Origin of the sequence: Enterococcus sp. DIV0574 (assembly GCF_051711125.1) — a bacterium.
GTDB classification, from domain to species: domain Bacteria; phylum Bacillota; class Bacilli; order Lactobacillales; family Enterococcaceae; genus Enterococcus_D; species Enterococcus_D gallinarum.
The window spans coordinates 3,121,733-3,148,044 of the sequence record NZ_JBIOMA010000001.1; the positions used below are offsets into that span (position 1 = coordinate 3,121,733).

Annotated in this window: 38 protein-coding genes; 6 read left to right on the top strand and 32 right to left on the bottom strand. The window is 42.0% G+C overall.

Annotation, left to right across the window (positions count from 1 at the left end; translation table 11 throughout):
- Window positions 1–82: 82 nt before the first annotated feature.
- The 25 genes from IGJ45_RS14825 to thiD all read right to left on the bottom strand — a co-directional run bounded on the left by IGJ45_RS14825 (window position 83) and on the right by thiD (window position 13,048).
- Window positions 83–727, bottom strand: coding sequence for an adenylate kinase (locus IGJ45_RS14825; protein WP_003128018.1), 645 nt, complete (start codon window positions 725–727; stop codon window positions 83–85).
- 60 nt (window positions 728–787) lie between these two features.
- Complete coding sequence (secY, locus tag IGJ45_RS14830; protein WP_003128017.1) at window positions 788–2,083, bottom strand: preprotein translocase subunit SecY; 1,296 nt, start codon at window positions 2,081–2,083, stop codon at window positions 788–790.
- A complete protein-coding gene (rplO, locus tag IGJ45_RS14835; RefSeq protein ID WP_003128016.1) occupies window positions 2,083–2,523 on the bottom strand; it encodes a 50S ribosomal protein L15 in 441 nt (146 codons plus the stop codon). The genes secY and rplO overlap by 1 nt, the downstream gene beginning before the upstream one ends.
- Window positions 2,524–2,563: 40 nt before the next feature.
- Entirely contained in the window at window positions 2,564–2,743 is a 180-nt protein-coding gene (rpmD, locus tag IGJ45_RS14840) for a 50S ribosomal protein L30 (RefSeq protein WP_003128015.1), read from the bottom strand.
- Between the two features lie 13 nt (window positions 2,744–2,756).
- On the bottom strand, window positions 2,757–3,257 hold the full coding sequence (gene rpsE / locus IGJ45_RS14845) for a 30S ribosomal protein S5 (RefSeq protein WP_003128014.1): 501 nt from the start codon (window positions 3,255–3,257) through the stop codon (window positions 2,757–2,759).
- A gap of 20 nt (window positions 3,258–3,277) precedes the next feature.
- A complete protein-coding gene (gene rplR, locus IGJ45_RS14850; protein WP_003128013.1) occupies window positions 3,278–3,634 on the bottom strand; it encodes a 50S ribosomal protein L18 in 357 nt (118 codons plus the stop codon).
- 55 nt (window positions 3,635–3,689) lie between these two features.
- On the bottom strand, window positions 3,690–4,226 hold the full coding sequence (gene rplF / locus IGJ45_RS14855) for a 50S ribosomal protein L6 (RefSeq protein WP_003128012.1): 537 nt from the start codon (window positions 4,224–4,226) through the stop codon (window positions 3,690–3,692).
- A 31-nt stretch (window positions 4,227–4,257) separates the two neighbouring features.
- Window positions 4,258–4,656, bottom strand: coding sequence for a 30S ribosomal protein S8 (gene rpsH / locus IGJ45_RS14860; protein ID WP_003128011.1), 399 nt, complete (start codon window positions 4,654–4,656; stop codon window positions 4,258–4,260).
- 32 nt (window positions 4,657–4,688) lie between these two features.
- Window positions 4,689–4,874 carry a type Z 30S ribosomal protein S14 gene (locus IGJ45_RS14865; RefSeq protein WP_003128010.1) on the bottom strand — a complete coding sequence of 62 codons (186 nt, stop codon included), beginning with the start codon at window positions 4,872–4,874 and terminating at the stop codon, window positions 4,689–4,691.
- Window positions 4,875–4,892: 18 nt separating this feature from the next.
- A complete protein-coding gene (gene rplE, locus IGJ45_RS14870; RefSeq protein WP_003128008.1) occupies window positions 4,893–5,432 on the bottom strand; it encodes a 50S ribosomal protein L5 in 540 nt (179 codons plus the stop codon).
- Between the two features lie 27 nt (window positions 5,433–5,459).
- On the bottom strand, window positions 5,460–5,771 hold the full coding sequence (gene rplX, locus IGJ45_RS14875) for a 50S ribosomal protein L24 (RefSeq protein ID WP_003128007.1): 312 nt from the start codon (window positions 5,769–5,771) through the stop codon (window positions 5,460–5,462).
- Window positions 5,772–5,806: 35 nt separating this feature from the next.
- Window positions 5,807–6,175: a 50S ribosomal protein L14 gene (gene rplN / locus IGJ45_RS14880; RefSeq protein ID WP_003128006.1), complete on the bottom strand. Its 369-nt coding sequence runs from the start codon at window positions 6,173–6,175 to the stop codon at window positions 5,807–5,809.
- Window positions 6,176–6,235: 60 nt separating this feature from the next.
- Window positions 6,236–6,502, bottom strand: coding sequence for a 30S ribosomal protein S17 (rpsQ, locus tag IGJ45_RS14885; protein ID WP_003128005.1), 267 nt, complete (start codon window positions 6,500–6,502; stop codon window positions 6,236–6,238).
- A gap of 24 nt (window positions 6,503–6,526) precedes the next feature.
- Complete coding sequence (gene rpmC, locus IGJ45_RS14890; RefSeq protein ID WP_002288664.1) at window positions 6,527–6,715, bottom strand: 50S ribosomal protein L29; 189 nt, start codon at window positions 6,713–6,715, stop codon at window positions 6,527–6,529.
- Window positions 6,705–7,139, bottom strand: coding sequence for a 50S ribosomal protein L16 (gene rplP, locus IGJ45_RS14895; RefSeq protein ID WP_003127975.1), 435 nt, complete (start codon window positions 7,137–7,139; stop codon window positions 6,705–6,707). Before rplP ends, rpmC begins: the two co-directional genes overlap by 11 nt.
- Before the next feature lie 2 nt (window positions 7,140–7,141).
- Entirely contained in the window at window positions 7,142–7,798 is a 657-nt protein-coding gene (gene rpsC / locus IGJ45_RS14900) for a 30S ribosomal protein S3 (protein WP_003127974.1), read from the bottom strand.
- Window positions 7,799–7,811: 13 nt separating this feature from the next.
- A complete protein-coding gene (gene rplV / locus IGJ45_RS14905; protein ID WP_003127973.1) occupies window positions 7,812–8,159 on the bottom strand; it encodes a 50S ribosomal protein L22 in 348 nt (115 codons plus the stop codon).
- Window positions 8,160–8,182: 23 nt separating this feature from the next.
- Window positions 8,183–8,461, bottom strand: a complete 279-nt coding sequence (rpsS, locus tag IGJ45_RS14910) for a 30S ribosomal protein S19 (protein WP_003127971.1) — start codon at window positions 8,459–8,461, stop codon at window positions 8,183–8,185.
- 42 nt (window positions 8,462–8,503) lie between these two features.
- Window positions 8,504–9,337: a 50S ribosomal protein L2 gene (rplB, locus tag IGJ45_RS14915; protein WP_003127970.1), complete on the bottom strand. Its 834-nt coding sequence runs from the start codon at window positions 9,335–9,337 to the stop codon at window positions 8,504–8,506.
- A gap of 39 nt (window positions 9,338–9,376) precedes the next feature.
- A complete protein-coding gene (locus IGJ45_RS14920) occupies window positions 9,377–9,670 on the bottom strand; it encodes a 50S ribosomal protein L23 (protein WP_003127969.1) in 294 nt (97 codons plus the stop codon).
- Window positions 9,670–10,293: a 50S ribosomal protein L4 gene (rplD, locus tag IGJ45_RS14925; protein ID WP_003127968.1), complete on the bottom strand. Its 624-nt coding sequence runs from the start codon at window positions 10,291–10,293 to the stop codon at window positions 9,670–9,672. Before rplD ends, IGJ45_RS14920 begins: the two co-directional genes overlap by 1 nt.
- 29 nt (window positions 10,294–10,322) lie before the next feature.
- On the bottom strand, window positions 10,323–10,952 hold the full coding sequence (rplC, locus tag IGJ45_RS14930; RefSeq protein ID WP_003127967.1) for a 50S ribosomal protein L3: 630 nt from the start codon (window positions 10,950–10,952) through the stop codon (window positions 10,323–10,325).
- A 22-nt stretch (window positions 10,953–10,974) separates the two neighbouring features.
- The gene (rpsJ, locus tag IGJ45_RS14935) at window positions 10,975–11,283 is read right to left on the bottom strand and encodes a 30S ribosomal protein S10 (protein ID WP_003127966.1); all 309 of its coding nucleotides are present in this window, start codon (window positions 11,281–11,283) and stop codon (window positions 10,975–10,977) included.
- 402 nt (window positions 11,284–11,685) lie between these two features.
- On the bottom strand, window positions 11,686–12,231 hold the full coding sequence (locus IGJ45_RS14940; RefSeq protein WP_003127965.1) for an ECF transporter S component: 546 nt from the start codon (window positions 12,229–12,231) through the stop codon (window positions 11,686–11,688).
- A complete protein-coding gene (gene thiD / locus IGJ45_RS14945; RefSeq protein ID WP_003127963.1) occupies window positions 12,224–13,048 on the bottom strand; it encodes a bifunctional hydroxymethylpyrimidine kinase/phosphomethylpyrimidine kinase in 825 nt (274 codons plus the stop codon). The genes IGJ45_RS14940 and thiD overlap by 8 nt, the downstream gene beginning before the upstream one ends.
- Before the next feature lie 100 nt (window positions 13,049–13,148).
- Between thiD and IGJ45_RS14950 the strand changes: the two genes are divergently transcribed.
- Window positions 13,149–14,585: a PLP-dependent aminotransferase family protein gene (locus IGJ45_RS14950; protein ID WP_096710879.1), complete on the top strand. Its 1,437-nt coding sequence runs from the start codon at window positions 13,149–13,151 to the stop codon at window positions 14,583–14,585.
- Complete coding sequence (locus IGJ45_RS14955) at window positions 14,578–15,303, top strand: nitroreductase family protein (protein WP_005470027.1); 726 nt, start codon at window positions 14,578–14,580, stop codon at window positions 15,301–15,303. Before IGJ45_RS14950 ends, IGJ45_RS14955 begins: the two co-directional genes overlap by 8 nt.
- 63 nt (window positions 15,304–15,366) lie before the next feature.
- Here IGJ45_RS14955 and tuf read toward each other — a convergent pair whose 3' ends face one another.
- The 4 genes from tuf to rpsL form a co-directional block, all read right to left on the bottom strand.
- Entirely contained in the window at window positions 15,367–16,554 is a 1,188-nt protein-coding gene (tuf, locus tag IGJ45_RS14960) for an elongation factor Tu (protein ID WP_003127959.1), read from the bottom strand.
- Window positions 16,555–16,703: 149 nt separating this feature from the next.
- Window positions 16,704–18,788, bottom strand: a complete 2,085-nt coding sequence (gene fusA, locus IGJ45_RS14965; RefSeq protein ID WP_003127958.1) for an elongation factor G — start codon at window positions 18,786–18,788, stop codon at window positions 16,704–16,706.
- 81 nt (window positions 18,789–18,869) lie between these two features.
- On the bottom strand, window positions 18,870–19,340 hold the full coding sequence (gene rpsG / locus IGJ45_RS14970; protein ID WP_003127957.1) for a 30S ribosomal protein S7: 471 nt from the start codon (window positions 19,338–19,340) through the stop codon (window positions 18,870–18,872).
- Window positions 19,341–19,405: 65 nt separating this feature from the next.
- The gene (gene rpsL / locus IGJ45_RS14975; protein WP_003127956.1) at window positions 19,406–19,819 is read right to left on the bottom strand and encodes a 30S ribosomal protein S12; all 414 of its coding nucleotides are present in this window, start codon (window positions 19,817–19,819) and stop codon (window positions 19,406–19,408) included.
- Between the two features lie 328 nt (window positions 19,820–20,147).
- On the opposite strand from rpsL, the gene rpiA reads away from it, so the two are divergent.
- The 4 genes from rpiA (at window position 20,148) to IGJ45_RS14995 (ending at window position 23,264) form a co-directional block, all read left to right on the top strand.
- Window positions 20,148–20,822, top strand: coding sequence for a ribose-5-phosphate isomerase RpiA (rpiA, locus tag IGJ45_RS14980; protein WP_021150630.1), 675 nt, complete (start codon window positions 20,148–20,150; stop codon window positions 20,820–20,822).
- Window positions 20,823–20,981: 159 nt separating this feature from the next.
- Window positions 20,982–21,566 (top strand): recombinase family protein, encoded by a 585-nt coding sequence (locus IGJ45_RS14985; protein WP_003127951.1) that lies wholly within the window; start codon window positions 20,982–20,984, stop codon window positions 21,564–21,566.
- A gap of 232 nt (window positions 21,567–21,798) precedes the next feature.
- Complete coding sequence (gpmA, locus tag IGJ45_RS14990) at window positions 21,799–22,485, top strand: 2,3-diphosphoglycerate-dependent phosphoglycerate mutase (protein WP_003127950.1); 687 nt, start codon at window positions 21,799–21,801, stop codon at window positions 22,483–22,485.
- A 131-nt stretch (window positions 22,486–22,616) separates the two neighbouring features.
- The gene (locus IGJ45_RS14995) at window positions 22,617–23,264 is read left to right on the top strand and encodes an SGNH/GDSL hydrolase family protein (protein ID WP_021150633.1); all 648 of its coding nucleotides are present in this window, start codon (window positions 22,617–22,619) and stop codon (window positions 23,262–23,264) included.
- Between the two features lie 87 nt (window positions 23,265–23,351).
- On the opposite strand, the gene IGJ45_RS15000 is transcribed toward IGJ45_RS14995, so the two are convergent.
- The 3 genes from IGJ45_RS15000 to IGJ45_RS15010 form a co-directional block, all read right to left on the bottom strand.
- Window positions 23,352–24,539 (bottom strand): iron-containing alcohol dehydrogenase, encoded by a 1,188-nt coding sequence (locus IGJ45_RS15000; RefSeq protein WP_003127948.1) that lies wholly within the window; start codon window positions 24,537–24,539, stop codon window positions 23,352–23,354.
- Between the two features lie 189 nt (window positions 24,540–24,728).
- Entirely contained in the window at window positions 24,729–25,433 is a 705-nt protein-coding gene (deoD, locus tag IGJ45_RS15005) for a purine-nucleoside phosphorylase (RefSeq protein ID WP_003127946.1), read from the bottom strand.
- Between the two features lie 55 nt (window positions 25,434–25,488).
- On the bottom strand, window positions 25,489–26,307 hold the full coding sequence (locus IGJ45_RS15010) for a purine-nucleoside phosphorylase (RefSeq protein ID WP_003127945.1): 819 nt from the start codon (window positions 26,305–26,307) through the stop codon (window positions 25,489–25,491).
- Between the last annotated feature and the right edge of the window lie 5 nt (window positions 26,308–26,312).

The window sequence follows — 26,312 nt, forward strand, 5'->3', positions numbered from 1 at the left end:
GGACTGACATATTTTATCATACTCTGTCAAAGGTTTCAAGAGAAAGTTTTGTAGCTGCAAGTCGGTGACGGGCAATCTATGATTAGTCAATGATGTTTTTAACATCTTTAAATACAGCATCGATGTCGCGATCACCATCAATCGACTGCAATAAACCTTTTTCTTTGTAATAAGCTAAGATTGGTTCACTGCTTTTGATATTGACAGCTAGACGATTTTTGACCGTCTCAGGCTTATCATCTTCACGTTGGTAGAAGTCATGACTTCCACAACGATCACATGTTCCTTCCACTTTTGGCGGATTGAACAATTTATGATAAGTTGCCCCACAATTGCGGCACATGAAGCGGCCGGCTAAACGTTCTACGAGAACTTCTTCAGGAACATGAATATCAATGACAGCATCTAGTTTTTTGTTTAGGTCTTTCAACATTTCGTCCAATGCTTCAGCTTGTTCCAAAGTCCGCGGAAAGCCATCCAATAAGAAGCCTTTCTCTGTGTCTGGTTCAGCTAAACGCTCTTTGACGATACCGTTGGTGACCTCATCTGGAACCAAAGCGCCTTGATCCATGTAAGATTTTGCTTTCAGGCCTAATTCTGTTTCGTTCGCCATTGCAGCCCGAAACATATCGCCTGTTGAAATATGAGGAAGACCGTATTCAGCAACGATACGTTCTGCCTGAGTACCTTTACCGGCACCAGGTAGTCCCATTAAAATGAGGTTCATTCTAATTCCTCCTGTAAGTTTTTGAATAGTGTTGAGGAAGACCTCAACACTTCAATAACTTTAATTGATAAAACCAGTATATTTCCGTTTCAGCATAAGTCCTTCTAGCTGCTTCGCAGTATCCAGAGCTACCCCGATAACGATCAATAAACTTGTTCCACCTAAACCGATTGATTGCGGCAAGTTCCAAACCATCTGAGCGATGATCGGCAACAGCGCAACTAGTCCTAAGAAGACCGATCCTACTGTACTTAATCGCATAAGCAGACGTGAGACGTATTCTTCTGTTCCTTTACCAGGGCGCACACTTGGAATGTAGCTTCCTTGTTTTTGTAGGTTTTCCGCTAATTTCTCAGGGTTAACTTGTACAAATGCATAGAAGAACGTAAACGCCACGATCAAAACAGTATAGATGATCGCACCAGGTACGGTGTTATAACTAAAAATCGTTTGTACTACTTCATACCAAGTTTCGCCTTTGTACGAACTACCTAATGCTTGAATGATCGCATTTGGTGTTGTAATAAACGAACTAGCAAAGATAACTGGGATTACACCGGCAGCGTTGACCTTCAATGGAAGATAACTACTTGTTGGCGCACCAGCTACTCGCTTCGTATATTGGATTGGAATCTTTCGTTCTGCTTGTTGTACATACGTCACAAATGTGATGATGACCAAAACAGCAACGACAAGCAAGACCATAAACAATGCATTCATCCAAATATCTGATGGATCCACGTTGATGAAATAATCTTCTACCAATTCCTTGATACTAGCGGGTAAGCGTGAAATGATCCCTGCAAAGATAATCATTGACACACCATTTCCAATTCCGCGTTCTGTGATTTGTTCTCCTAACCAAGTAACGAGCATCGTACCTGCTGTTAAGATCAAACCAATCACCACAAACGTCGAGATATTTGGATTGTTGACAAAGCCAAGTTGTGTATAATAGTTGAACCCTGCAGTTAACGTCATCGACTGAACAAAGGCCAAAACCAATGTTAGGTAACGAGTTGCTTGATTCAATTTCTTACGACCAACTTCCCCTTGCTTCGACCACTCAACAAATCTTGGCACAATATCCATCTGCAACAACTGAATAACGATTGACGCAGTAATATATGGTGACACACCCATTGAGAAAATCGAGAATTGCTGCATCGCGCCACCGCTGACCAAGTTCAACATGTTCAGAAACGGTAGATCAGCAATTTCCCGCAAACGGCTTGCGTCTACGCCTGGCACAGTAATATGTGTACCCAGACGAAAGACAAACAAGATAAGTACGGTGAAGAAAATTCTCGATCTAATATCTTTTACTTTAAAGGCGTCCTTTAGTAGTTTGAACATTAGATCACCTCGATTGATCCACCAGCAGCAACGATTGCTTCTTCAGCTGCTTTTGAGAATTTTGCTGCTTTCACAGTCAATTTCTTCGTTAGTTCTCCATTTGCTAATACTTTGATTCCAGCTTTTTCATCTTTGACGATTCCAGCTTCATGCAAAGCAACAGGTGTTACTTCTGCACCGTCTTCAAAGCGGTTTAATACATCAAGATTGATAACTGCATATTCTTTGCGGTTGACATTTGTAAATCCGCGTTTTGGCAAACGACGGAACAATGGTGTTTGTCCCCCTTCAAAGCCTAAACGTACTCCGCCACCTGAACGAGCTTTTTGACCTTTTTGTCCGCGTCCAGCTGTTTTACCGTTACCAGATGAAGTTCCGCGACCAACACGGTTACGTACTTGGCGTGATCCTTCTGATGGTTTTAATTCATGAAGTTTCATAGGTTTGGCACCTCCTTAATCAAACTAGATCTGCTGATCCTTAGACTTCTTCAACGTCCACTAAGTGAGAAACAGTGTTGACCATGCCTTTGATTGCATCATTAGCAGGTTTTACTACTGTTGAATTCAACTTTGTAAGACCTAACGCTTTTACAGTATCGCGTTGGTTTTGGGGACGTCCAATAATACTGCGTTTTAAAGTGATTTTCAATTCAGCCATTATAGTGTCCTCCTTAACCGATTAATTCTTCTACTGATTTGCCGCGAAGTGCTGCCACTTCTTCAGCGCGTTTCAATTGTTTCAACCCTTCAACTGTTGCGCGAACAACGTTGATTGGTGTGTTAGAACCTAAAGATTTAGATGTGATATCCGCTACCCCAGCTAATTCCAATACGGCACGAACGGGTCCACCAGCAGCTACCCCAGAACCTTCTACAGCAGGTTTCATAAGGATGCGTCCGCCGCCGAATACACCGATAACTTCGTGAGGGATTGTAGAACCAACCATTGGTACTTCTACCAAGTTTTTCTTCGCGTCTTCGATTGCTTTACGGATTGCTTCTGGTACTTCTTGTGCTTTACCAGTACCGAAACCTACGTGTCCGTTTTTATCACCGACAACAACTAATGCAGCAAAACGTAGACGACGTCCACCTTTAACAACTTTAGTTACACGGTTAATCGCAACAACGCGGTCTTCTAATTCCAAATGTTTTGGATCAATATAAACCATGAATGGTGTTCCTCCTTCTCTTAAAATTCCAGTCCATTTTCGCGAGCTGCTTCAGCTAAAGCTGCTACACGGCCATGGTAAAGGTATCCACCACGGTCAAAGACTACTACTTTAATACCTTTTGCTGCTGCACGTTCTGCAACTAATTTGCCGACAGCTTGTGCTTGTTCAGTTTTGTTTCCACCTGAAATTTCTTTATCTAAGGCAGAGGCACTTGCTAGCGTCACACCCGCTACGTCATCAATGATTTGAGCGTAGATGTTTTTGTTCGAACGGAACACGTTTAAGCGTGGGCACTCAGCAGTACCAGAGATTTTGTTACGTACACGACGATGTCTTTTCTGACGTGTTTTATTTTTATCTGGTTTTGTAATCACAATTGTCACCTCTTTTTATTTGCTAGCCTAAGCCGCTATTCGTAAATGCTTACGACTATTTACCAGTTTTACCTTCTTTACGACGCACAAATTCGCCAACATAACGAATTCCTTTGCCTTTATAAGGTTCTGGAGGACGAACGCCACGAATATTGGCAGCTAATTCGCCAACAACTTCTTTATCTGATCCTTTGATGATCACAGAAGTGTTTGAAGGAACTTCAATTTCGATTCCAGCTGGCGCTTCGATTTCAACCGGATGAGAGTAACCAACGTTCAATACAAGTTTTTTACCTTGCAATTGAGCACGGTACCCAACCCCGATCAATTCTAACGCTTTTTGGAAACCTTCAGAAACACCAACAACCATGTTGTTGAAGTTTGCACGGGTAGTTCCGTGGATAGTTTTCATTTCTTTACTATCGTTTGGACGAGTGAATGTTACTTCGTTTCCTTCGATATTCATTTTGATATCAGAAGAAAAAGTACGTTTCAATTCACCTTTAGGTCCTTTAACTGTAATGTCGTTTCCATCTTGTTTGATTTCAACACCTGCAGGAAGAACGACGATCTTATTACCGATACGACTCACTTAGAGGCACCTCCTTGTGGATTATTTTAAATTACCATACATAAGCGACTACTTCGCCGCCAACATTTTTTGCTCTTGCTTCTTTGTCAGTGATAACACCTTCAGAAGTTGAGATGATCGCGATTCCTAAACCGTTCAATACTTTTGGCACTTCGTCAGCTTTGACATAAGCACGCAAACCTGGTTTAGAGATACGTTTCAAGTTTGTGATAACACGTTCACCGTTTTTGCCGTATTTCAAGAATACGCGGATCACGCCTTGTTTGTCATCTTCGATATATTCAACATCGCGAACGAAACCTTCACGTTTCAAGATTTCAGCGATATCACGTTTGATTTTTGAAGCAGGTACTTCTAAGCTTTCGTGTTTTACCATATTGGCATTACGTACACGCGTTAGAAAATCTGCGATTGGATCTGTCATGACCATGGGATAATTTACCTCCTTTATGCGAGTATAGTTTACCAGCTAGCTTTCTTCACGCCGGGAATTTGTCCTTTATAGGCAAGTTCGCGGAAGCAAATACGGCAAAGATGAAATTTACGATAAACTGAATGTGGACGTCCGCAACGTTCGCAACGAGTATACTCTTGTGTTGAGAATTTAGCAGGGCGTTTGTTTTTAGCAATCATTGATTTTTTAGCCACGTAGTTCGCCTCCTTTTTTTATTTTTGGAATGGCATGCCTAATTGTGACAACAATTCACGAGATTCTTCATCTGTGTTGGCTGTTGTTACAATAACGATATCCATACCACGTACTTTATCGATCAAATCATAATCTACTTCAGGGAAGATCAATTGTTCTTTGATTCCTAATGTGTAGTTTCCGCGTCCGTCGAACGCTTTTTTGCTGACACCGTGGAAGTCACGGACACGTGGCAATGAAACTGTTACTAACTTGTCTAAGAATTCATACATTCTTTCGCCGCGTAGAGTAACTTTCGCACCGATTGGCATTCCTTCACGTAAACGGAATCCAGCAATAGATTTTTTCGCTTTTGTGATCAATGGTTTTTGACCTGAGATCAATTGTAATTCTTCAACAGCTTTATCTAAGTTTTTTGCATTCGATACAGCATCACCAACACCCATGTTGATAACGATTTTATCAACTTTTGGTGCTTGCATAACTGAGCTGTAGTTAAATTTGTCCATTAATGATGGGACAACTTCTTTTGAATATTTTTCTTTAAGGCGGTTCATCTGTTAGCCCCTCCTTCCTTTATTTGATTATTTATCAAGAACTTCTCCGGTTTTTTTAGAAACGCGGACTTTTTTGCCGTCAACTTCTTTATAGCCTACACGTGTTGCTTCACCGTTCGAAGGATCAACCACCATCACATTAGAAACATGAATTGGTGCTTCCATCTCGACGATTCCGCCTTGAGGAGCTGTTTGAGAAGGTTTTTGGTGTTTTTTAACGACGTTCACACCTTCAACAACGACTTTGTCTTTCTTAGGAAACGCTGCAAGTACAACGCCTTCTTTGTTTTTGTCTTTACCAGTGATAACTTTAACTTTATCGCCTTTTTTAACAAACATGTTTGTTTCGCACCTCCTTTAGATAAGAATCACTATTACAATACTTCTGGTGCTAGGGAAACGATCTTCATAAAGTTGCCTTCACGCAATTCGCGAGCAACTGGTCCAAAGATACGAGTTCCACGTGGGCTCTTATCGTCACGGATAATAACCGCAGCATTTTCATCAAATTTAATGTAAGAACCGTCTGTACGACGTGCTCCTGATTTTGTACGAACGATAACGGCTTTAACGACGTCACCTTTTTTGACAACCCCACCTGGCGTTGCTTGTTTGACCGTAGCAACGATCACGTCACCAATATTCGCAGTTTTACGACCAGATCCGCCAAGGACTTTGATCGTTAGAATTTCACGGGCACCTGAGTTGTCCGCCACTCTTAATCGGCTTTCTGCTTGGATCACGATGTGTATCCTCCTTTCAGATTTTGCAATTCACAATCTATATAGGAAAATCTCGTGTGATTAGATAATCACTGCCTTTTCAACAATCTCTACTAGACGGAAACGTTTCGTAGCTGATAATGGACGAGTTTCCATAATTTTCACGATATCGCCAACTTTTGCTTCGTTGTTTTCATCGTGTGCTTTGTATTTCTTAGAATAGTTCAGACGTTTGCCGTAGATAGGGTGGTTTTTCTTAGTTTCAACGACAACAGTGATTGTTTTATCCATCTTGTCGGATACCACGCGACCTTGGTAAACTTTGCGTTGATTTCTTTCTTCAGTCATACGCTAAATGGCCTCCTTCCACTATTACTTTGCTTGTTCACGCAATACTGTTTTGATGCGTGCAATCGATTTACGTACTTCTTTGATACGTGCAGTGTTTTCTAATTGTCCTGTAGCTAATTGGAATCTAAGATTAAACAATTCTTCTTTCAATTGTTTTTCTTGATCTAGCATTTCGGCAGTGGTTAATTCTCTGATTTCTTTAACCTTCATTCGATTCACCACCCATTTCCTCACGTTTTACGATCTTTGTTTTCACTGGCAATTTGTGAGAAGCAAGACGTAACGCTTCACGCGCAACTTCTTCGGGAACGCCGGCAATTTCAAACATGATTTTACCACGTTTTACTGGTGATACCCATCCTTCAGGAGCCCCTTTACCAGAACCCATACGTACCCCAATTGCTTTGGCCGTATAAGATTTGTGAGGGAAAATTTTGATCCATACTTTCCCGCCACGTTTCATATAACGAGTCATTGCAATACGGGCAGCTTCGATTTGGCGGTTTGTGATCCAGTGTGATTCAACAGCTTGCAAGCCGTATTCACCGAAAACTACTTCTTTTCCGCCTTTCGCTTCACCGCGCATTTTCCCGCGGAATTCACGACGGTGTTTTACACGTTTAGGTACTAACATGTTTATTTCCCTCCTTTCTCAGTGTTCTTTTTAGTTGGAAGAATTTCTCCACGATAAATCCACACTTTAACTCCTAGTTTTCCGTATGTTGTATCTGCTTCTTCCCATGCGTAATCAATATCCGCACGTAATGTATGAAGTGGAACTGTTCCTTCTGAATAGCCTTCTGAACGAGCGATATCTGCTCCGTTTAGACGACCAGATACTTGTGTTTTGATTCCTTTAGCGCCAGAACGCATTGTGCGTTGGATCGCTTGTTTTTGCGCACGACGGAAAGCAACACGGTTTTCTAATTGACGTGCGATTCCTTCGCCTACTAATTTAGCATCTAAATCTGGTTTTTTGATTTCAACGATGTTGATGTGAACTCGTTTGCCAGTTAATTTGTTTAATTCTTTTCTTAGGTTTTCGACTTCAGATCCGCCTTTACCGATAACCATACCTGGTTTAGCTGTGTGGATTGAAATATTTACGCGGTTTGCTGCGCGCTCGATTTCAATTGTTGACACAGCGGCATCAGCAAGTTTAGATGCGATAAATTTACGGATTTTCAAATCTTCATGTAGAAATTCAGCATACTCTTTTTCAGCATACCATTTTGCATCCCAGTCACGGATGATGCCTACACGCATTCCAATTGGATGTACTTTTTGACCCACTGATTGTCCCTCCTTATTTTTCTGATACGACTACAGTAATATGACTTGTACGTTTGTTGATTGGAGAAGCTGAACCTTTCGCACGTGGACGGAAACGTTTCATTGTTGGTCCTTCGTTGACGAATGCTTCAGAAACAATCAAGTTTTCAACATCTAAGTCAAAATTGTTTTCTGCATTAGCGATAGCTGACATCAAGACTTTCTCGATGATTCCAGCCGCTTTGTTTGGTGTGAACTTCAAGATCGCGATTGCTTCAGCAACGCTTTTCCCTCTGATCAAATCAATAACTAGACGTGATTTACGAGGAGAAACGCGGACTGTTTTAGCAGTTGCTTTCGCTGATGTGATTTGTTCTGCCATTTTTGGATATCCTCCCCTCAAAATTAGCGTCTTGTTTTCTTATCGTCGGCAGCGTGTCCGCGATAAGTTCTTGTTGGTGCAAATTCACCTAGTTTGTGTCCTACCATGTCTTCTTGGATGTAAACTGGTACATGTTTCCGTCCATCATACACAGCAATTGTAAATCCGATAAAACTTGGGAAGATTGTGGAACGACGTGACCAAGTTTTGATCACTTTTTTCTTTTCAGCGCCTTGTTGTGCTTCGACCTTCTTCATCAAATGGTCATCGACAAAAGGTCCTTTTTTCAAACTACGACCCATGGTGTACCTCCTCTCAAAATGTGCGACACATGGTCAAGTAAATTATTTAGTCTTGCGACGACGAACGATAAGTTTGTCTGATTTAGCTTTCTTGTTACGTGTTTTGTAACCAAGTGCTGGTTGTCCCCAAGGTGAAACTGGAGCTTTACGTCCGATTGGAGCTTTACCTTCACCACCACCGTGTGGGTGATCATTAGGGTTCATTACGCTACCACGTACAGTTGGGCGTTTGCGCATCCAACGAGAACGTCCGGCTTTACCGATGTTGATCAATTCATGTTGTTCGTTACCAACAGAGCCAATTGTTGCACGGCATGTTGCCAAGATCATACGTACTTCGCCTGAGTTCAAGCGGATCAATACATATTTTCCTTCTTTACCAAGTACTTGTGCACTTGTACCAGCTGAACGGATCAATTGTCCGCCTTTTCCTGGTTTCATTTCGATGTTGTGGATAACAGTACCAACTGGAATATTTTCTAGTGGTAATGCGTTCCCTACTTTAATATCTGCATCTGGTCCAGAAACGACAGTCATGCCAACTTCTAATCCTTTAGGTGCTAAGATATATGCTTTTACTCCATCCTCGTAATGTACTAACGCAATGTTAGCAGAACGGTTTGGATCATATTCAATCGTTTTAACAGTAGCAACGACATTGTCTTTGTTACGTTTGAAATCGATCAAACGGTATTGACGTTTGTGACCGCCACCTTGATGACGAACCGTGATACGTCCGTTGTTGTTACGACCAGCATTGTTTTTCAATGGCGCTAACAATGTTTTTTCTGGTGTTGAAGTTGTGATTTCAGCGAAATCAGAACTTGTCATATTACGACGGCCGTTTGTGGTAGGTTTGTACTTTTTAATCGCCACGTCTTTTTCCCTCCCATTTAGTATTTAAATATGGTCTGCTTATTCAGCAGCGTCAAAAATTTGGATTTCTTTTGAATCTTCAGTTAAAGTCACAACAGCTTTGCGACGTTTTTTTGTGTATCCTGCATATTTACCCATGCGTTTGAATTTAGGGCGTACGTTGATGATATTCACGTTAGCCACTTTCACTCCGTCAAAGGCAGCTTCTACAGCTTGTTTTACTAAAGTTTTGTTCGCTTTTGTGTCTACTTCGAAAGTATATTTCTTGTCATCCATGGCAAGCATAGATTTCTCAGTGATCACTGGGCGTTTGATGACGTCTAGTAAGTTCATTATGCAAGCACCTCCTCGATCTGAGTAAGAGCAGTTTGTGTTACCAACATTTTATCTGCTGAAACAACATCCAATACGCTCACGTTATCAGCAGTTACTACTGAAACAGATGGCAAGTTGCGTGCAGATAATGCAGCAAAGTCGTTTTCTGTTTCTAAAACTACCAATACTTTTGAGTCAATAGTCAAGTTAGCTAAAACTTGTTTGAATTCTTTTGTTTTTGGTGCATCAAAGCTTAACCCTTCTACTGCTACCAAGTTATTTGAAGCAACTTTTTCTGACAATACAGATTTCATTGCTAAGCGACGAACTTTTTTAGGAAGTTTGTAGCTGTATGAACGTGGTGTTGGTCCGAAGACTACGCCACCTCCACGCCATTGTGGTGAACGGATTGAACCTTGACGAGCACGACCAGTTCCTTTTTGGCGCCATGGTTTACGGCCACCGCCACGAACGGCACTGCGATTTTTTACAGCGTGTGTTCCTTGTCTTAATGAAGCACGTTGCATGATGATTGCATCGTAGACAACTGTTTCATTTGGTTCAATTCCGAAGATTTCTTCGTTCAATGTAATTTCGCCATTTTGGCTTCCATCTTGTTTGAATAATGCTACATTCGGCATTCCTTAGTTCCTCCTTTCTTCCTATCTACTTATTTAGCTTTCACAGCTGATTTGATTGTAATCAATGATTTTTTCGCGCCAGGTACATTACCTTTAATCAAGATAACGTTACGTTCTGCGTCTACACGCACGATTTCCAAGTTTTGGATCGTGATGCGGTTACCGCCCATACGTCCAGCAAGACGTTTGTTTTTGAATACACGGTTAGGTGCAACTGGACCCATTGATCCAGGACGACGGTGATAACGAGAACCGTGAGCCATTGGTCCGCGGCTTTGTCCGTGACGTTTGATAACGCCTTGGAATCCTTTACCTTTCGAAGTGCCGGTTACATCAATGATGTCTCCTGCTTCAAAAATATCAACTTTAATTTCTGAACCTACTTCTAAGCCCTCTAGCTCTACATTCTTGAATTCGCGAATGAAGCGCTTAGGAGCCGTGTTTGCTTTTGCAACATGACCTTTCGCAGGTTTGTTAGACAAAACTTCACGCATATCTTGGTAGCCGACTTGAATTGCTTCGTAGCCGTCATTTTCGATTGTTTTCACTTGTAGCACTACGTTTGGAGTAGCTTCTACTACAGTTACTGGAATCAATTCGCCAGATTCAGTGAAGATTTGAGTCATTCCCACTTTTTTCCCTAAGATTCCTTTGGTCATGATTACACCTCCATCTTAATTATTATAGTTTGATTTCAATATTTACACCGCTTGGCAAGTCTAGCTTCATTAAAGCATCAACTGTTTTTGGTGTTGGATTCACAATGTCGATTAGACGTTTGTGTGTACGCATTTCGAATTGTTCGCGTGAATCTTTGTATTTGTGTGTCGCACGGATGATCGTGTACAAGCTGCGTTCAGTTGGCAATGGAATTGGACCAGATACGCCAGCTCCAGTTCTTTTTGCAGTTTCTACGATTTTATCCGCTGATTGATCTAAAATACGATGTTCATACGCTTTTAAACGGATACGAATTTTTTGTTTTGCCATTGTTTTCCCTCCTTCGCCTATTTTGAAAAGTAGACATAGCTCCACGAAAATTTCCGTCACGCTCGTCCATGGCAAAGCGTCCGGGCGTGTCGCAACCTCTCGTTTCGTAGCCGGCAGTTTTTTCTTTGCTGCCAGTGTGACTTACGCATATACGTAAACAGCACCTTTATGATTATATTATGGATAAACGCTGATTGCAAGCTTTTTTTAATGAAAAGAAACGATTCTTTTGCGTTTTTTTCAGAAAACTTTCTTTTCTCTTGAAAACAACAAAAACCTTGCCTAATGACTTGCTCTAAGCAAAAGCTTTTCCAACAACCATAGCTACTAACGCAAAAGCGCTCCTTCCGGAATATTTCTCCAGAAAAAGCGCTTCAAACCACTAATCATCTCGATTTACTACTAGTTGATTAATCCTTTAGTCACACGTTGGATTGCTGCTCTTAACGGAAAATAAGCAATAGCGACAATCAAAATCGTGACCACTACATTGATGACTGTTGCCGGCAATTTGATGACCGCTGCCGACCAAGCTCCTGACCAGCTGCTGCCAAGATACCAAAGCATAACAGTATTTTTGATTTGCGTCATAGCAAGTTTCGCCAAGCCAGTAACAGACCCAATAACCACTAACTGCCATATTGCTTGCGGACGTTTTTTAAATAAGAGAAACGCACCATATGCAAAAGCCCCCACAATAAAACTTTCCAAAATAAAATAAGGGGCCTCTGTCGCATACCCATTCAGCAAATCAAAAATCGCAAAGCCCAGTCCCCCAGCAAGGGAGCCTTTCACATAACCTAATAATAAAACTGCTAATAAAAGAACGGCATTCCCCAAGTGCACAAAGGCGCCGGTGGGCAATGGGATCTTGATCATCGTACCAATGACTGTCAACGCTGTAAACAATGCCACAAAGACAATACTTCGAATTCTGTGATCATTCATGTGGTATCATCCTTTCTTCCGCATGATTATAAGCACCGTGCCAGACGTGACCGACATAAGGATTGATCAGAACCCCTTGTCGAATCGCCGCAACGACGAAGTCTTTGGCCAAGCGAATGCTTTCTAGTAACGGCAGCCCTTTTGCTAATCCAGCAGTAATGGCTGCAGAAAACGTACAGCCTGCACCATGGTTGAAATCAGTATCGATCCTCCGGCTTTCTAGAGTAGTAAAAGAGTGTCCATCATAAACTAAGTCAATTGCCTGCGCTCCTGGCAACCGATGACCTCCTTTGACGACGACACACTTCGCGCCTAAATGATAAATCCTTTTCGCAGCTTCTTTCATAGCAACAAGGTCTTTTAAGTCCCCCATCCCCGATAAAATTCCAGCTTCAATCAAGTTAGGTGTCACCACATCCGCCAAAGGCAGCAAGTATTCGATCAATGCATCCACACTCTTTGGCTGCAAAATATGTGCGGTCCCTTTACAAGCAATAACAGGATCGATCACCACCTGTTTCACTTGTTGTTGCTGGATCATCTTGGCAGCCTGCGCAATATTGGCTTCATTCCCCAACATCCCTGTCTTAACGGCATCCATTGGTTCCCCCGTGAAAGCCGAAATCAATTGTTTTTCGACCAAAGAAGTGTCCATAGCTGTCACTTCGTGGGTCCATCCCATTGACGGATCCATGGTGACGATCGAGGCAATCGAAGCAAAACCAAAAACACCATACTCTTGAAAGGTCTTTAAATCAGCTTCAATTCCTGCGCCGCCTGTTGAATCGGACCCGGCGATCGTTAATACTTTCTTCATTATTATCGACTCCTTTTATTCAGTATAACCAATGGTCCCCTTGACGAAAACAGCCAATTGGCTTATTTTTATACCATCCAATAAAAAAAGGAGGGCTCTAATGACCGATAGGCAAATCGATAAACAGAAGAAGCAACCACTCTATCAGCAAATCGTCACTTACTTTATCGAGGCCATCCAAAATGGCGATTACACACCTGGTGAACAGTTGCCCGCCGAACGAAAACTAGCCACTCAATTCGGGGTCAACCGTTCAACGATCGTCAAGGCACTGGATGAGCTTCGGAGTTTAGGATGGATCACGCGCAAACGAGGCAGCGGCACACAAGTCTCTGAAGGTCGATGGGGCAACCGTCAGACCCCTCTGTCTTATCTCCGCTCGTCTCTATCTAGTCCCTACTTACAGCAAGACCCCTTTGTTGAAGAGATTCAGCGATTGCGCACAAAAGACCAAATTCTCGACCTTTATACAGGTGATCTGCCACAAGAACTGCTTCCTGATTTCCAATTTCCTGCCTTTACTTGGGAGATGATCCGCAACGAAAGCCTGCAAAGCACCCCAGCCGGCTATCCACCATTGCAAGAAGTCTTGATGCGGCACTTGACGGAAGATTTCGGAATCCCCTTATCTGGACAAAAACTCGTGATCACTTCTGGCTCCACGCAAGGTATCACACTGCTTATGCAAGTTTTGTTGACTTCAGGTGATAGTATTCTTACGGAAGATCCTTCCTTTTTGTTTTCATTGCCCTTATTTACAACAATGAATGTCCGCGTTCTCGGAATCAAACAGGACGAAGAAGGGATGCGACCGAAAGACTTAGAACAAGCATTGAAAGAGCAGAAAATCAAATTTGTTTATTTAAATCCGACATTCCAAAATCCCACCGGTCGTACCATGAGCCTTGGCCGCCGCAAAGAAATTATCGCTATTTGCCAGAGGTATCAAGTACCGATCATAGAAGATGATATCTTTAGTGAGTTAGCCTTTACGCCGCAACCCGAAAAATTTAAGGCACTAGCACCAGATTCGGTCATTTATCTCGGATCTTTATCAAAACTCTTTGGGTCTTCTATCAAAATCGGCTGGTTATTAGCTCCTGAAGCATTGGCGGATCAATTTGCTCAAGCTAAAAAAAGGATGTCTATCGAGACAACGATTTTTCCTCAACTGTTAGCTAATCTTGCTCTCCGTTCCATGGAGTACCCTCAACAACAACAGGACTTGCTAAAAAAGATGGCTCAAAAGCAACATGCCTTGATTCAGCGACTGGACGCTTTTTCTGAGGATTGGGCATTCCAACAGACCACTGGGGGACTATACCTCTGGCTGCAATGGCAACACGCCCCACTGAAACGGAGAGACTGGACACTTTTCTTAAAAAATGATTGTCTAGTTGCCCCAGCCTTTCTCTTCAGCAATGATACAAACGGATTTCGTCTGAACTATACACGACTTTCGGAAAATCAACTAGACTTGTTTTGTCAGCAATTCAGAAAAATCACAACACAATTAAAGGAGCATCTGTATGAATGAGACAATTGATCTATTAACCAACCACCGCACTTATCGCCAATTCGATAGCAACTATCAATTATCAAAGGAGCAGTTAGAAGCAATTTTATCTGCTGCACGACAAGCACCTAGCTGGATGAACGGGCAAGCTTATTCCATTCTCGTGATCGATGATCGTTCACTTCGACAACAGCTGGTTACTTGGAATCCAGGTAATCCTCATATCGCTGAAAGTTCTATCTTTTTACTTTTCTTGGCTGATTTAAACCGCACCAAGAAAGTTGCTGAGAAAAAACAAACACCTTATCTGGTTGATGAAGGTCTACAACCATTGTTGATCGCAACAACCGATGCTAGTATCGCTTTACAGTCAGCTGCCATTGCTGCGGAATCTCTTGGTCTAGGAACAGTTATTTCCGGCAGTGTCCGCAAAGACAGCAAAGCGATCGCCGAATTGCTCGAACTGCCAGAATACGTTTACCCTGTGGCTGGATTAAGTATTGGCAAACCAATTGTAGATATGGCTCTCAAGCCTCGCTTGCCTCAAGAGGCGGTAATCCATTACAACAAATACCAGGATTATTCCTATCAAGCGATCGAAGACTATGACCAAATCATGACCGCCTTCGGTGAAGCGAGAGAAACAATGCCTTGGTCCGAAAAATTCGCCAATTTCTACGGCCGTGTCCCTGACCAAGGCTTTGATCAGTTTCTAAAAGATCAAAAATTGATCAAATAAAAATTTTCAAGCAAAAAAAAGCAGAAGCGCTAGCGCTTCTGCTTTTTGCATTTATCAAGTCAATTAAGCTTTGATTTCAGTTACAACGCCTGAACCAACAGTACGTCCGCCTTCACGAATTGAGAAACGAGTTCCGTCTTCGATAGCGATTGGGTGGATCAATTCAACGTCGATTGTTACGTTATCGCCAGGCATAACCATTTCAGTTCCTTCTGGTAATTCAACAACACCAGTTACGTCAGTTGTACGGAAGTAGAACTGAGGACGGTAGTTAGTGAAGAATGGAGTGTGACGTCCACCTTCTTCTTTTGTCAAAACATAAACTTCAGCTTTGAATTTTGTATGAGGTGTGATTGTACCAGCTTTAGCCAATACTTGTCCACGTTGGATGTCTTCACGAGCAACCCCACGTAGCAATGCACCAATGTTATCCCCTGCTTCAGCATAGTCTAACAATTTACGGAACATTTCAACACCTGTTACAGTTGTTTTAGCAGTTTCGTCAGCAATACCAACGATTTCTACTTCATCACCAACGCGAACTTGTCCACGTTCAACACGGCCTGTAGCAACAGTACCACGTCCAGTGATTGAGAATACGTCTTCGACTGGCATCATGAATGGTTTGTCAGTATCACGTTCTGGAGTTGGAACGTATTCGTCAACTGCAGCCATCAATTCCATGATTTTTTCTTCGTATGAAGGATCTCCTTCAAGAGCTTTCAAAGCAGAACCGGCGATTACAGGAACATCGTCGCCTGGGAAGTCATATTCAGACAATAGGTCACGAACTTCCATTTCAACTAATTCTAGCAATTCTTCGTCATCAACCATATCCATTTTGTTCAAGAAAACAACGATGTATGGTACGCCAACGTTACGTGATAACAAGATGTGTTCACGAGTTTGAGGCATAGGACCGTCAGCAGCAGATACTACTAAGATCGCACCGTCCATTTGCGCAGCACCAGTGATCATGTTTTTAACATAGTCCGCGTGTCCTGGGCAGTCTACGTGAGCGTAGTGGCGAGCTTCAGTTTCATACTCAACGTGAGCAGTTGAGATAGTGATTCCGCGTTCGCGTTCTTCTGGAGCACCATCGATTTGGTCGTAAGCAGAAGCTTGTGCCAAACCTTTTTTAGATAATACAGTTGTGATAGCAGCTGTAAGTGTAGTTTTACCATGGTCAACGTGTCCGATCGTACCAATGTTTACGTGGGGTTTAGAACGGTCAAATTTTTCTTTTGCCATTTTAAAATGTTCCTCCTAAAAATACAGTTTATTTTTTATATTTGATAGGTAGAGGGCGCGAAGCCCCCCATCCCTTATCATCGATAATATTGTACACGAAACTTCATAAAAAATATAGCTTTTTACTGAATTTCGCATTTGTGCATCAATTATTCAGCTTTGCCGCCGTTTTTCTTGATGATTTCTTCTTGAACAGACTTAGGTACATCTTCATAGTGATCAAATGTCATCATGAAAGTACCGCGTCCTTGAGTAGATGAACGAAGTGTTGTTGCATATCCGAACATTTCAGCCAATGGAACAATCGCGTTAACGATTTGTGAGTTACCATGCGCTTCCATACCTTCAACACGTCCACGACGAGCAGTTACGTGTCCCATAACATCACCTAAGTAATCTTCAGGAACAGTGATAACAACTTTCATCATTGGTTCAAGAATCACTGGATTAGCTTTCTTCGCTGCAGCACGTAAAGCCATTGAAGCTGCCACACGGAAGGCTGTTTCACTTGAATCGACATCATGGTATGAACCATCGTAAAGCTTGGCTTTGATGTCAACCAATGGATAACCAGCTAGAACACCGTTAGCCATTGAGTCTTCAAGTCCTTTTTCAACTGCTGGGATGTATTCACGTGGAACCACACCACCGACAATTGCGTTTTCGAATTCGAAGCCTTTACCTTCTTCGTTTGGTGTAAATTCGATCCATACGTGACCGTATTGACCTTTACCACCAGACTGACGTACAAATTTACCTTCGGCTTGCGTAGAAGCACGGAATGTTTCGCGGTAAGAAACTTGAGGCGCACCAACGTTTGCTTCAACTTTAAATTCGCGACGCATACGGTCAACAAGGACGTCCAAGTGAAGTTCACCCATCCCTGCGATAACAGTTTCGCCAGTTTCAGCGTTTGTTTCTACACGGAATGAAGGATCTTCTTCAGCAAGTTTTTGTAAAGCCACACCCATTTTATCTTGGTCAGCTTTTGATTTAGGTTCAACAGCTACTTCGATAACTGGTTCTGGGAATTCGATTGATTCAAGGATAACTGGTGATTTTTCGTCACACAATGTATCCCCTGTTGTTGTATCTTTCAAACCAACAGCTGCAGCGATATCGCCTGAATAAACTGTTTGGATTTCTGCACGAGTGTTCGCGTGCATTTGCAGGATACGACCGATACGTTCGCGTTTGTCTTTTGAAGCATTCAAGACATATGATCCAGAGTTCAAGACACCTGAATACACACGGAAGAATGTCAAACGACCTACGAATGGGTCAGTCATTACTTTAAATGCTAGTGAAGCAAAAGGCGCTTCATCGTCAGCAGGACGATCAGTTTCTTCGTCAGTTTTAGGATTGATCCCTTTGATTGCAGGAACATCAAGTGGTGAAGGAAGGTAGTCGATGACTGCATCCAACATCAATTGAACCCCTTTGTTTTTGAAGGCTGAACCACAAAGAACTGGGAAAAATTCAACAGTCAATGTCGCTTGACGGATACCAGCTTTCAATTCTTCTTCAGTGATTTCTTCACCTTCCAAGAATTTCATCATTAGCTCTTCGTCAGTATCTGCAACTGCTTCAACTAATTTTTCGCGCCATTCTTCAGCTAATTCTTTGTACTCTTCAGGAATTTCAGTTTCTTGAATCTCTGTTCCTAAATCGTTTGTATAGATCTCAGCTTTCATTTTTACTAGATCGATGATACCAGTAAAGTCATCTTCCGCACCAATTGGTAATTGGATTGGATGAGCATTTGCTTGCAAGCGATCATGTAAAGTAGATACAGAGTATAAGAAGTCTGCACCGATTTTATCCATTTTGTTACAGAATACGATACGTGGTACGCGGTAATCTGTCGCTTGACGCCAAACTGTTTCAGTTTGTGGTTCTACACCAGATTGTGAGTCCAATACTGTTACAGCACCGTCAAGAACCCGTAGTGAACGTTGTACTTCAATTGTGAAGTCCACGTGTCCAGGAGTGTCGATGATATTTACGCGGTTTTCTTTCCATTGCGCAGTTGTCGCAGCAGAAGTGATCGTGATCCCACGTTCTTGTTCTTGTTCCATCCAGTCCATTTGAGAAGCACCTTCATGTGTTTCCCCAATTTTATGGATTTTACCTGTGTAATAAAGGATACGTTCAGTTGTCGTTGTTTTACCAGCGTCAACGTGGGCCATGATCCCGATATTACGAGTTTTTTCTAGCGAAAATTCTCTTGCCATTCTAGGTTGTTCCCCTCTCATTCTTACTTAAACCTAAGCTAAGGTTGTCTCAGTACCTTCCAATAAAAAGCAGTGAGGATCTTACCAACGATAGTGAGCAAATGCGCGGTTGGCTTCCGCCATTTTGTGTGTGTCTTCGCGTTTCTTCACAGAAGCACCAGTGTTGTTTGCTGCATCCATGATTTCTTTCGCAAGACGTTCTTCCATTGTGTGTTCGCCACGCAAACGAGCGTAGTTTACCACCCAACGAAGACCTAGAGTTGTACGACGTTCTGGACGAACTTCAACTGGGACTTGGTAGTTAGAACCACCGACACGGCGAGCTTTAACTTCCAATACAGGCATAATGTTCTTCATTGCTTGTTCGAAAACTTCCAATGGATCATTTCCTGTAGATTCTTTGATAATGCCAAAAGCATTGTAGATAATATTTGCAGCAACACCGCGTTTACCATCAACCATTACACGGTTGATCAAACGAGTTACTAATTTTGAGTTATAAATAGGATCTGGTAAAACATCACGTTTTGCAACAGGACCTTTACGAGGCATCCGTAACTCCTCCTTCCGAAATATCAGTTCTGATTAAATAGTTTCATTTGTAGTTTGAATCAAAATTAAGCTTTAGGACGTTTTGTTCCATATTTAGAACGAGATTGTTTACGATCGTTAACACCGGCAGTATCCAATGCACCACGAACGATATGGTAACGTACCCCTGGTAAGTCTTTTACACGTCCACCGCGTAGCAATACCACACTGTGTTCTTGCAAGTTGTGACCGATACCTGGAATATAAGCTGTCACTTCAATCAAGTTTGACAAACGAACACGCGCATATTTACGTAAAGCTGAGTTCGGTTTTTTCGGTGTCATAGTTCCCACACGAGTAGCTACCCCACGCTTTTGAGGTGAGTTAACATTCGTTTGAGCTTTTTTGAAACTGTTGTATCCTTTGTTCAATGCTGGTGAATTTGATTTTTCAACCTTGGATTTACGAGGTTTACGTACTAATTGATTAATTGTAGGCATCCCTAGTTTTCCTCCTTCCTTGATTCGCTTTATAGTTCCACACATCCAGGTGGTTCTTTTTTTGCGATAAAAAATAATGCATTCTCTGCATTCTTATCAAATATGCTTTGATAAACAGTCAGCACGTCTCCAACGAGAGACCTGTAGATAAAGCACCTTTGATAGAATACCACGATAAAAAGACTCTGTCAACCATCTCTCCAATGATTTTTTATGAAAGGAGCAACTGCCAAAATTTTATAAAAAAACTCTCCCTTGCGCCTCCTTTTTACTTCTTCTTACTATATAATAAAGATGAAAATAGTATTTTATTAGAGGTGGGTCAATAATGAATCTAAAAGAGATGGTCGGTATTGAAGCGGCCAGCTATGTCACTGACGGTATGGTCGTCGGTTTAGGAACTGGTTCAACTGCGTATTACATGATCGAAGAATTGGGGCGCAGAGTGAAAGAAGAAAACTTGTCGATCGTTGGTGTACCAACATCCTGGGCATCAAAAAAACAAGCAGAATCGTTAGGGATCCCGGTCAAAACGATCGATGAAGTGGCAAGTGTCGATTTAACGATCGATGGTGCAGATGAGATTAGTGGAGACTATCATGGAATCAAAGGTGGCGGTGCCGCACTGCTTTTTGAAAAAATCGTCGCAACCTACTCTAAAAAAGTTCTTTGGATTGTTGATAAATCAAAGATCGTTGAAAAATTAGGCGCATTCCCATTACCTGTAGAAGTGATTCCCTATGGCAGTCAGCAATTGATGCGATTGTTTACAGAAAAAAACTATCACCCTGTCCTTCGCCTAGCCGAAGATGGCACGCCGCTAAAAACTGATTGCGGTCATTACATCATTGATCTTCATCTACAAACCATCAATGAACCAGTTGCATTGGCTCATGAACTAGATCAAACCGTCGGTGTTGTAGAGCACGGGCTCTTCTTGGATATGGTCCATACGATCATCATTGGACAAGATGATGGACCTGAGACCCGCAGCGTTCGCTGATGCCTCTAGCAACAAAAGGAGCAAGTGCTCCTTTTGTTCGAGGTTCTACGTATTTTTCTTCATTTTTCTAGAGTTAAATTCATTTTTGTGCAAGTTTTCTCTATCATTTATGCCTCATTTATGCTACATTCAAATAAAAAAGAATAGGAAGGAGCGGCTATGAAAGTCATCGGTTATGCTCGCACAACAATTATTGATAAAGAATCAAGTGAACAATTAAACAAACTAAAAGAATTTGGTTGTACAGAATTGTTCCACGAAACCTATGCCTACGAAGAAAACTGTGATAACCACTCATTAGAATCTGTGATTGCTCGTATGCAGTCTGGGGAAACGCTGGTTGTTTCTGAACTTCATCGTTTAGGTAAAACAACCCGGCAATTAACTGAATTGACAGATCTTCTAAGAAAAAGAAACCTTCACCTAGTTTCTCTAGCAGAAAACATCGATACGAGAGAACCCATGGGGGCGATTTATTTCAATTTAATGGAAGGTTTGGCAGCGATGGAACAAGCCTTAATCAAAGAACGGACATTAGTCGGATTGAACAATGCCCGAAAGAACGGCAAAATTGGCGGACGTCCAAAAATCGATCCAAAAACCATCAAAAAAATTCGCCAGCTTTATTACGATAAAAAAGAGACGATTCAATTCATCTCCACAAAATGCGGTGTTTCTGTCGGAACCTGCTATAAATACATAAAACTTTCAGAAGAAGAATTGGATAAAGTATACAGTCATTAATCACTTGTCTGAATCCGGTGCTTCATCTTTTTTTTCTGTGCACCGATCCTGTCAGGCAAAATGATTCAGAAATAAAAAAGAACGTCTTGAAGAAAGACGTTTTTTTCTGTTTCTTTTTTTAAGAAACAAGGTTTTACGCTAAATACGTAGAAATTCTTTGCGAAAAAGTGTACAATAAACAGGGAATTGAAAATTTCAGAAAAATATCTAATATCTAAAAGGAGAGTTTTACATGCCAAAATTAGTATTTTCTCGTCACGGACTAAGCGAATGGAATAAATTGAACCAATTTACTGGTTGGGCCGATGTAGATTTAGCGCCAGAAGGTGTCGAAGAAGCAATCGAGGGCGGACGTAAAATCAAAGAAGCCGGCATCGAATTCGATGTTGCCTACACATCTGTATTAACTCGTGCCATCAAAACTTGTAACTACATTTTAGAATATTCTGATCAACTATGGGTGCCAACAATCAAATCTTGGCGTTTGAACGAACGTCACTACGGTAAACTACAAGGATTGAACAAAAAAGAAACTGCTGAAAAATACGGAGACGAACAAGTTCACATCTGGCGTCGTTCCTACGATGTATTGCCTCCATTGATGGATGCATCTGATGAAGGTTCTGCAGCAAACGATCGTCGTTATGCAATGCTTGATCCTCGCGACGTACCTGGCGGCGAAAACTTGAAAGTAACGCTAGAACGTGCATTACCTTTCTGGCAAGATGAAATCGCACCTGCATTGAAAGACAACAAAACTGTTTTAGTTGCCGCTCACGGAAACTCTCTACGTGCGTTAGCAAAACACATCGAAGGTATCTCTGATGAAGACATCATGGATCTTGAAATTCCAACAGGTCAACCACTTGTTTATGAATTGAACGATGATCTAACAGTTGCGAAAAAATATTACTTATAATCATTAACAGCCAAGGCTGTGCTGCAAGTCAGAGCAAGAGTATTCTTCCTGACTGACGGCACAGTCTTTTTTTGATTGGTTTCCTGAGAAATATTCGTTATAATTGAAACCGCATACGAAAGGAGCATGGAATGATGACCACACTCTGTAAAAATGATACGCTACTATTTCTTGGAGATAGCATCACCGACTGCGGCCGTGATCGACTCGATGCTACGGATCTGGGAAAAGGATTTCCCGCCTTTGTGGCAGCCCATCTAGCTGCAGAATACCCAGATGCAAACTTGTCATTTGTTAACCGCGGCATTAGTGGGAATAAAATTCGCGATATCTTAAATCGCATCGAGGAAGACTGCATTGATTTAAAGCCAGATCTCCTGATTTTCTTGATCGGTATCAATGATACCTGGCACAATATTGGCACCTCCTCTTTCGGCACACCCGAAGCAACCGCGACATTTGCTAGTGATTATCGGCAATTTTTGCAGCAAGTGACCGAAAGTGGGATCAAGAAAATCCTGCTTTTAGAGCCATTTGTTCTTCCTTATCCAGCAGATCGCAAACAATGGCGGAAGGATTTGGATCCCAAGATCCATTCCATTCGTGAACTAGCTGCTGAATTTGGTTGTGACTACCTTCCTTTAGACGGCTTATTCGCTGAACGTACTGTCAAAAAACATTCATCTTATTATACTGGGGAAGATGGTGTCCACCCAACAATCGCCGGACATGGTGTGATCGCACAAGAGATCTTGCGCCGTATCCATTATTCAAGATAATTCTTTGATAGAAGTACACAGACAAATAATCGGTAGGATACCAATTACCCTACCGATTATTTGTCTATTCTGTCAGGGTTTCTTCATTTAGAGATACTCTGAAGGGGTCAAAGCCTCTTGATAAATGGCAATGACATCAGATTCTGTCAACGGTACGTAGGCATTTGTCGCAATTGAACTAAATGCTACTGCTTGCTTGGCCATTTCTTCAAAATGACGATCATCTTCGATTCCCACTTCTGGTAAAGTCATTGGGATCCCACAAGCAAGGAAGAAATCGTATAACTTTTGAATCCCCATCCGAGCTGCCATTTCTGGGACCGCTTCTTCTACTTGGAATACTTCACGGGCAAAGCGAGCCAACTTAGGTGCTGTTGTCTCATTCAACACATGAAGCATCCAGCGGGGCGTCAAGATGGCTAAGCCGATCCCATGAGTAATATCATAAAAAGCACTCAACTCATGTTCCATTGGATGGCACGACCACGCACCGGCTTTCCCACTACCTGTCAACCCATTTAACGCCAATGTACTTGCCCACATCAAGTTTGCCCGAGCATCATAGTCATCTGGGGTATCCAAAGCAATCGGCAAGTTTGTGATTACCGCTTTCAACAGCCCTTCTGCGATGCCGTCTTGTACATCCGTATTCTCTGTTGTACTAAAGTAGTTTTCGATCAGATGACTCATAATATCTGCAGAACCAGCCGCTGTTTGATAGCGATTGACGCTAAAGGTCCAGGTGGGATCTAAGAAAGAAACCTTCGGCAAGAAATTAGGACCGTGGACCCCTAATTTTTGTTTCGCTGTAAGGTTCGTGATAACTGCTCCCCGATTCATTTCACTACCAGTTGCAGCTAATGTCAAAACCGTAACTAATGGCAATGCTGGCCCTTGGTAGCTGCGTTTAGTCACTAAAGTCCAAGGATCTTCCTCACTGCAAGCAGCACCTGCGATCACTTTGCTGCAATCAATCACGGAGCCGCCTCCGACTGCAAGAATCACATCAATTTTTTCAGTGCGGCAGAGTTCTGCCCCTTTTGCTACTGTTTCAATCCGAGGGTTTGGTTCAACTCCTGCTAATTCTGTTACTTGATTGTCATTGTTTTGCAATTGCGCCATGACTTGATCATAAAGTCCGCTTTTTTTGATACTGCCGCCGCCATAGACCAATAGGACATTTTTTCCGAAAGTATTCAATACTTCCGGCAACTCATTTAACCGATCTTTCCCAAAACGTATATCCGTTGTCACCTGAAAAGTAAAATTATTCATGCTCCAACCTCCTTTTCTTTAATTAAACCATTTTCGTCCAAAAGTGCAACTATTCCAACTAGCTAGAAAGATTCAATCAATCATTTAACAAAAAATCACTTTCTGACTGGCTCCCATTGTCTAAGGAGTCAATCAGAAAGCGATACAGGAATAAAAAATTTTTTGTAGGCTGTAGGATAAGAAAAAGGATTAGGAGATAGCTGTTTCTAAGCCAACTTTGATCATATCATTGAATGTTGTTTGTCTCTCTTCCGCTGTTGTTTCTTCTCCAGTGATGATATGATCACTGACTGTGCAGATCGCTAAGGTCTGTACGTGGAATTTTGCTCCTAAATAGTAAAGCGCAGCGGCCTCCATCTCAACACCTAATACACCAAGATCAGCCAATTCCACTGTTTCTGCCATATCATCTTTATAGAAAGTATCTTCCGATAAAATGTTCCCAACGTGGGTGGTAAAGCCGGATGCAATCGCTGTATCATACGCTTTACGCAACAAGTCGAAATCTGCGATTGGCGGAAAATGAAAACTTTGAAAATTCTTTGCTACCATGGAAGAACTTGTCGCTGCAGCTTGGGCGATCACTAAGTCCCGAACATGAACATCTTTAGAAATCGCGCCACAAGTGCCGACACGAATCAATTTTTTTACGCCATAAGAATTGATCAATTCATGGGCATAAATGGTCGCAGAAGGCATCCCCATACCAGTTCCTTGTACTGATACTCGCTCACCTTTGTAGACACCGGTATAACCGAGCATCCCTCGGACATTGTTATAACAGATCGGGTCTTCTAAAAATGTTTCTGCAATGTATTTTGCGCGTAGAGGATCGCCAGGTAATAAAATCTTATCAGCAATCTCGCCAGCTTTTGCTTCAATATGAACGCTCATCTTTTCGCTCCTTTTCTACTTCTCTTTTATGCTCTTTTTTTAGGGTTTGCTTGTTTTACAGATTCGCTAAAGTTTCTTTGATCAGCGCTTTAAATTCGGCTTTGACCCGTTCTGTTGTCTCTACGACTTCTTCATGGTTCAGGCTTGCTTGCATACCAGCAGCTAGATTGGTGATACATGAAACGCCCAACACTTTCAAGCCACTATGAACAGCTACGATTACCTCAGGAACCGTCGACATACCCACAGCATCTGCACCGATCGTACGAGCAAATCGAATTTCAGCAGGTGTTTCATAAGTCGGCCCAGAAAAGCCCATGTAAACTCCTTCTTTTAAGTGGAGACCTTTTGTTTCTGCAATTTGTTTTGCTGTTTCCCGGTAGCTTGGATGATAAGCCTGGCTCATATCAGGGAATCGTGGTCCCATTTCTTCTTCGTTAGCCCCAATCAATGGATTGTCCCCCATGAAATTGATTTGATCCGTGATCAACATCAAATCACCAGGTTGGAAACTTTCATTCACTCCGCCGCATGCGTTCGTCACAACAAGTGAATGTGCTTCAAGGGCCGCCATTACTCGAACAGGGTAAGTAACTGTCTGCATGGAATGTCCTTCATAGTAATGGAAACGACCTTGCATCGCCAATACTTTTTTTCCAGATAATGTACCATAAACTAGTTGTCCGGCATGCCCGACGACTGTTGAAACTGGAAAATGAGGGATATCGTTATAAGGCAGCACAATTGGATTTTCAATCTCATCTGCTAATTCACCTAATCCTGAACCTAAGATCAAACCAAAATCAATAGATCCTACCCCTTTTTCCTTGATGAATGTCGTTGTTTCCTGCAATTTCTCATGTAATATTGTCATTTCTC

Bases quoted from the DNA above. Each gene is read 5' to 3' on its own strand.
- IGJ45_RS14825 (WP_003128018.1), bottom strand. From the start codon at position 727: ATGAACCTCATTTTAATGGGACTACCTGGTGCCGGTAAAGGTACTCAG.
- secY (WP_003128017.1), bottom strand. From the start codon at position 2,083: ATGTTCAAACTACTAAAGGACGCCTTTAAAGTAAAAGATATTAGATCG.
- rplO (WP_003128016.1), bottom strand. From the start codon at position 2,523: ATGAAACTTCATGAATTAAAACCATCAGAAGGATCACGCCAAGTACGT.
- rpmD (WP_003128015.1), bottom strand. From the start codon at position 2,743: ATGGCTGAATTGAAAATCACTTTAAAACGCAGTATTATTGGACGTCCC.
- rpsE (WP_003128014.1), bottom strand. From the start codon at position 3,257: ATGGTTTATATTGATCCAAAACATTTGGAATTAGAAGACCGCGTTGTT.
- rpsH (WP_003128011.1), bottom strand. From the start codon at position 4,656: ATGGTCATGACAGATCCAATCGCAGATTTTCTAACGCGTGTACGTAAT.
- rplE (WP_003128008.1), bottom strand. From the start codon at position 5,432: ATGAACCGCCTTAAAGAAAAATATTCAAAAGAAGTTGTCCCATCATTA.
- rplX (WP_003128007.1), bottom strand. From the start codon at position 5,771: ATGTTTGTTAAAAAAGGCGATAAAGTTAAAGTTATCACTGGTAAAGAC.
- rpsQ (WP_003128005.1), bottom strand. From the start codon at position 6,502: ATGACTGAAGAAAGAAATCAACGCAAAGTTTACCAAGGTCGCGTGGTA.
- rpmC (WP_002288664.1), bottom strand. From the start codon at position 6,715: ATGAAGGTTAAAGAAATCAGAGAATTAACCACTGCCGAAATGCTAGAT.
- rplP (WP_003127975.1), bottom strand. From the start codon at position 7,139: ATGTTAGTACCTAAACGTGTAAAACACCGTCGTGAATTCCGCGGGAAA.
- rplV (WP_003127973.1), bottom strand. From the start codon at position 8,159: ATGGCAGAACAAATCACATCAGCGAAAGCAACTGCTAAAACAGTCCGC.
- rpsS (WP_003127971.1), bottom strand. From the start codon at position 8,461: ATGGGTCGTAGTTTGAAAAAAGGACCTTTTGTCGATGACCATTTGATG.
- IGJ45_RS14920 (WP_003127969.1), bottom strand. From the start codon at position 9,670: ATGAACTTACTAGACGTCATCAAACGCCCAGTGATCACTGAGAAATCT.
- rplD (WP_003127968.1), bottom strand. From the start codon at position 10,293: ATGCCGAATGTAGCATTATTCAAACAAGATGGAAGCCAAAATGGCGAA.
- rplC (WP_003127967.1), bottom strand. From the start codon at position 10,952: ATGACCAAAGGAATCTTAGGGAAAAAAGTGGGAATGACTCAAATCTTC.
- rpsJ (WP_003127966.1), bottom strand. From the start codon at position 11,283: ATGGCAAAACAAAAAATTCGTATCCGTTTAAAAGCGTATGAACATCGT.
- IGJ45_RS14940 (WP_003127965.1), bottom strand. From the start codon at position 12,231: ATGAATGATCACAGAATTCGAAGTATTGTCTTTGTGGCATTGTTTACA.
- thiD (WP_003127963.1), bottom strand. From the start codon at position 13,048: ATGAAGAAAGTATTAACGATCGCCGGGTCCGATTCAACAGGCGGCGCA.
- IGJ45_RS14950 (WP_096710879.1), top strand. From the start codon at position 13,149: ATGACCGATAGGCAAATCGATAAACAGAAGAAGCAACCACTCTATCAG.
- IGJ45_RS14955 (WP_005470027.1), top strand. From the start codon at position 14,578: ATGAATGAGACAATTGATCTATTAACCAACCACCGCACTTATCGCCAA.
- tuf (WP_003127959.1), bottom strand. From the start codon at position 16,554: ATGGCAAAAGAAAAATTTGACCGTTCTAAACCCCACGTAAACATTGGT.
- fusA (WP_003127958.1), bottom strand. From the start codon at position 18,788: ATGGCAAGAGAATTTTCGCTAGAAAAAACTCGTAATATCGGGATCATG.
- rpsG (WP_003127957.1), bottom strand. From the start codon at position 19,340: ATGCCTCGTAAAGGTCCTGTTGCAAAACGTGATGTTTTACCAGATCCT.
- rpsL (WP_003127956.1), bottom strand. From the start codon at position 19,819: ATGCCTACAATTAATCAATTAGTACGTAAACCTCGTAAATCCAAGGTT.
- rpiA (WP_021150630.1), top strand. From the start codon at position 20,148: ATGAATCTAAAAGAGATGGTCGGTATTGAAGCGGCCAGCTATGTCACT.
- IGJ45_RS14985 (WP_003127951.1), top strand. From the start codon at position 20,982: ATGAAAGTCATCGGTTATGCTCGCACAACAATTATTGATAAAGAATCA.
- gpmA (WP_003127950.1), top strand. From the start codon at position 21,799: ATGCCAAAATTAGTATTTTCTCGTCACGGACTAAGCGAATGGAATAAA.
- IGJ45_RS14995 (WP_021150633.1), top strand. From the start codon at position 22,617: ATGATGACCACACTCTGTAAAAATGATACGCTACTATTTCTTGGAGAT.
- IGJ45_RS15000 (WP_003127948.1), bottom strand. From the start codon at position 24,539: ATGAATAATTTTACTTTTCAGGTGACAACGGATATACGTTTTGGGAAA.
- deoD (WP_003127946.1), bottom strand. From the start codon at position 25,433: ATGAGCGTTCATATTGAAGCAAAAGCTGGCGAGATTGCTGATAAGATT.
- IGJ45_RS15010 (WP_003127945.1), bottom strand. From the start codon at position 26,307: ATGACAATATTACATGAGAAATTGCAGGAAACAACGACATTCATCAAG.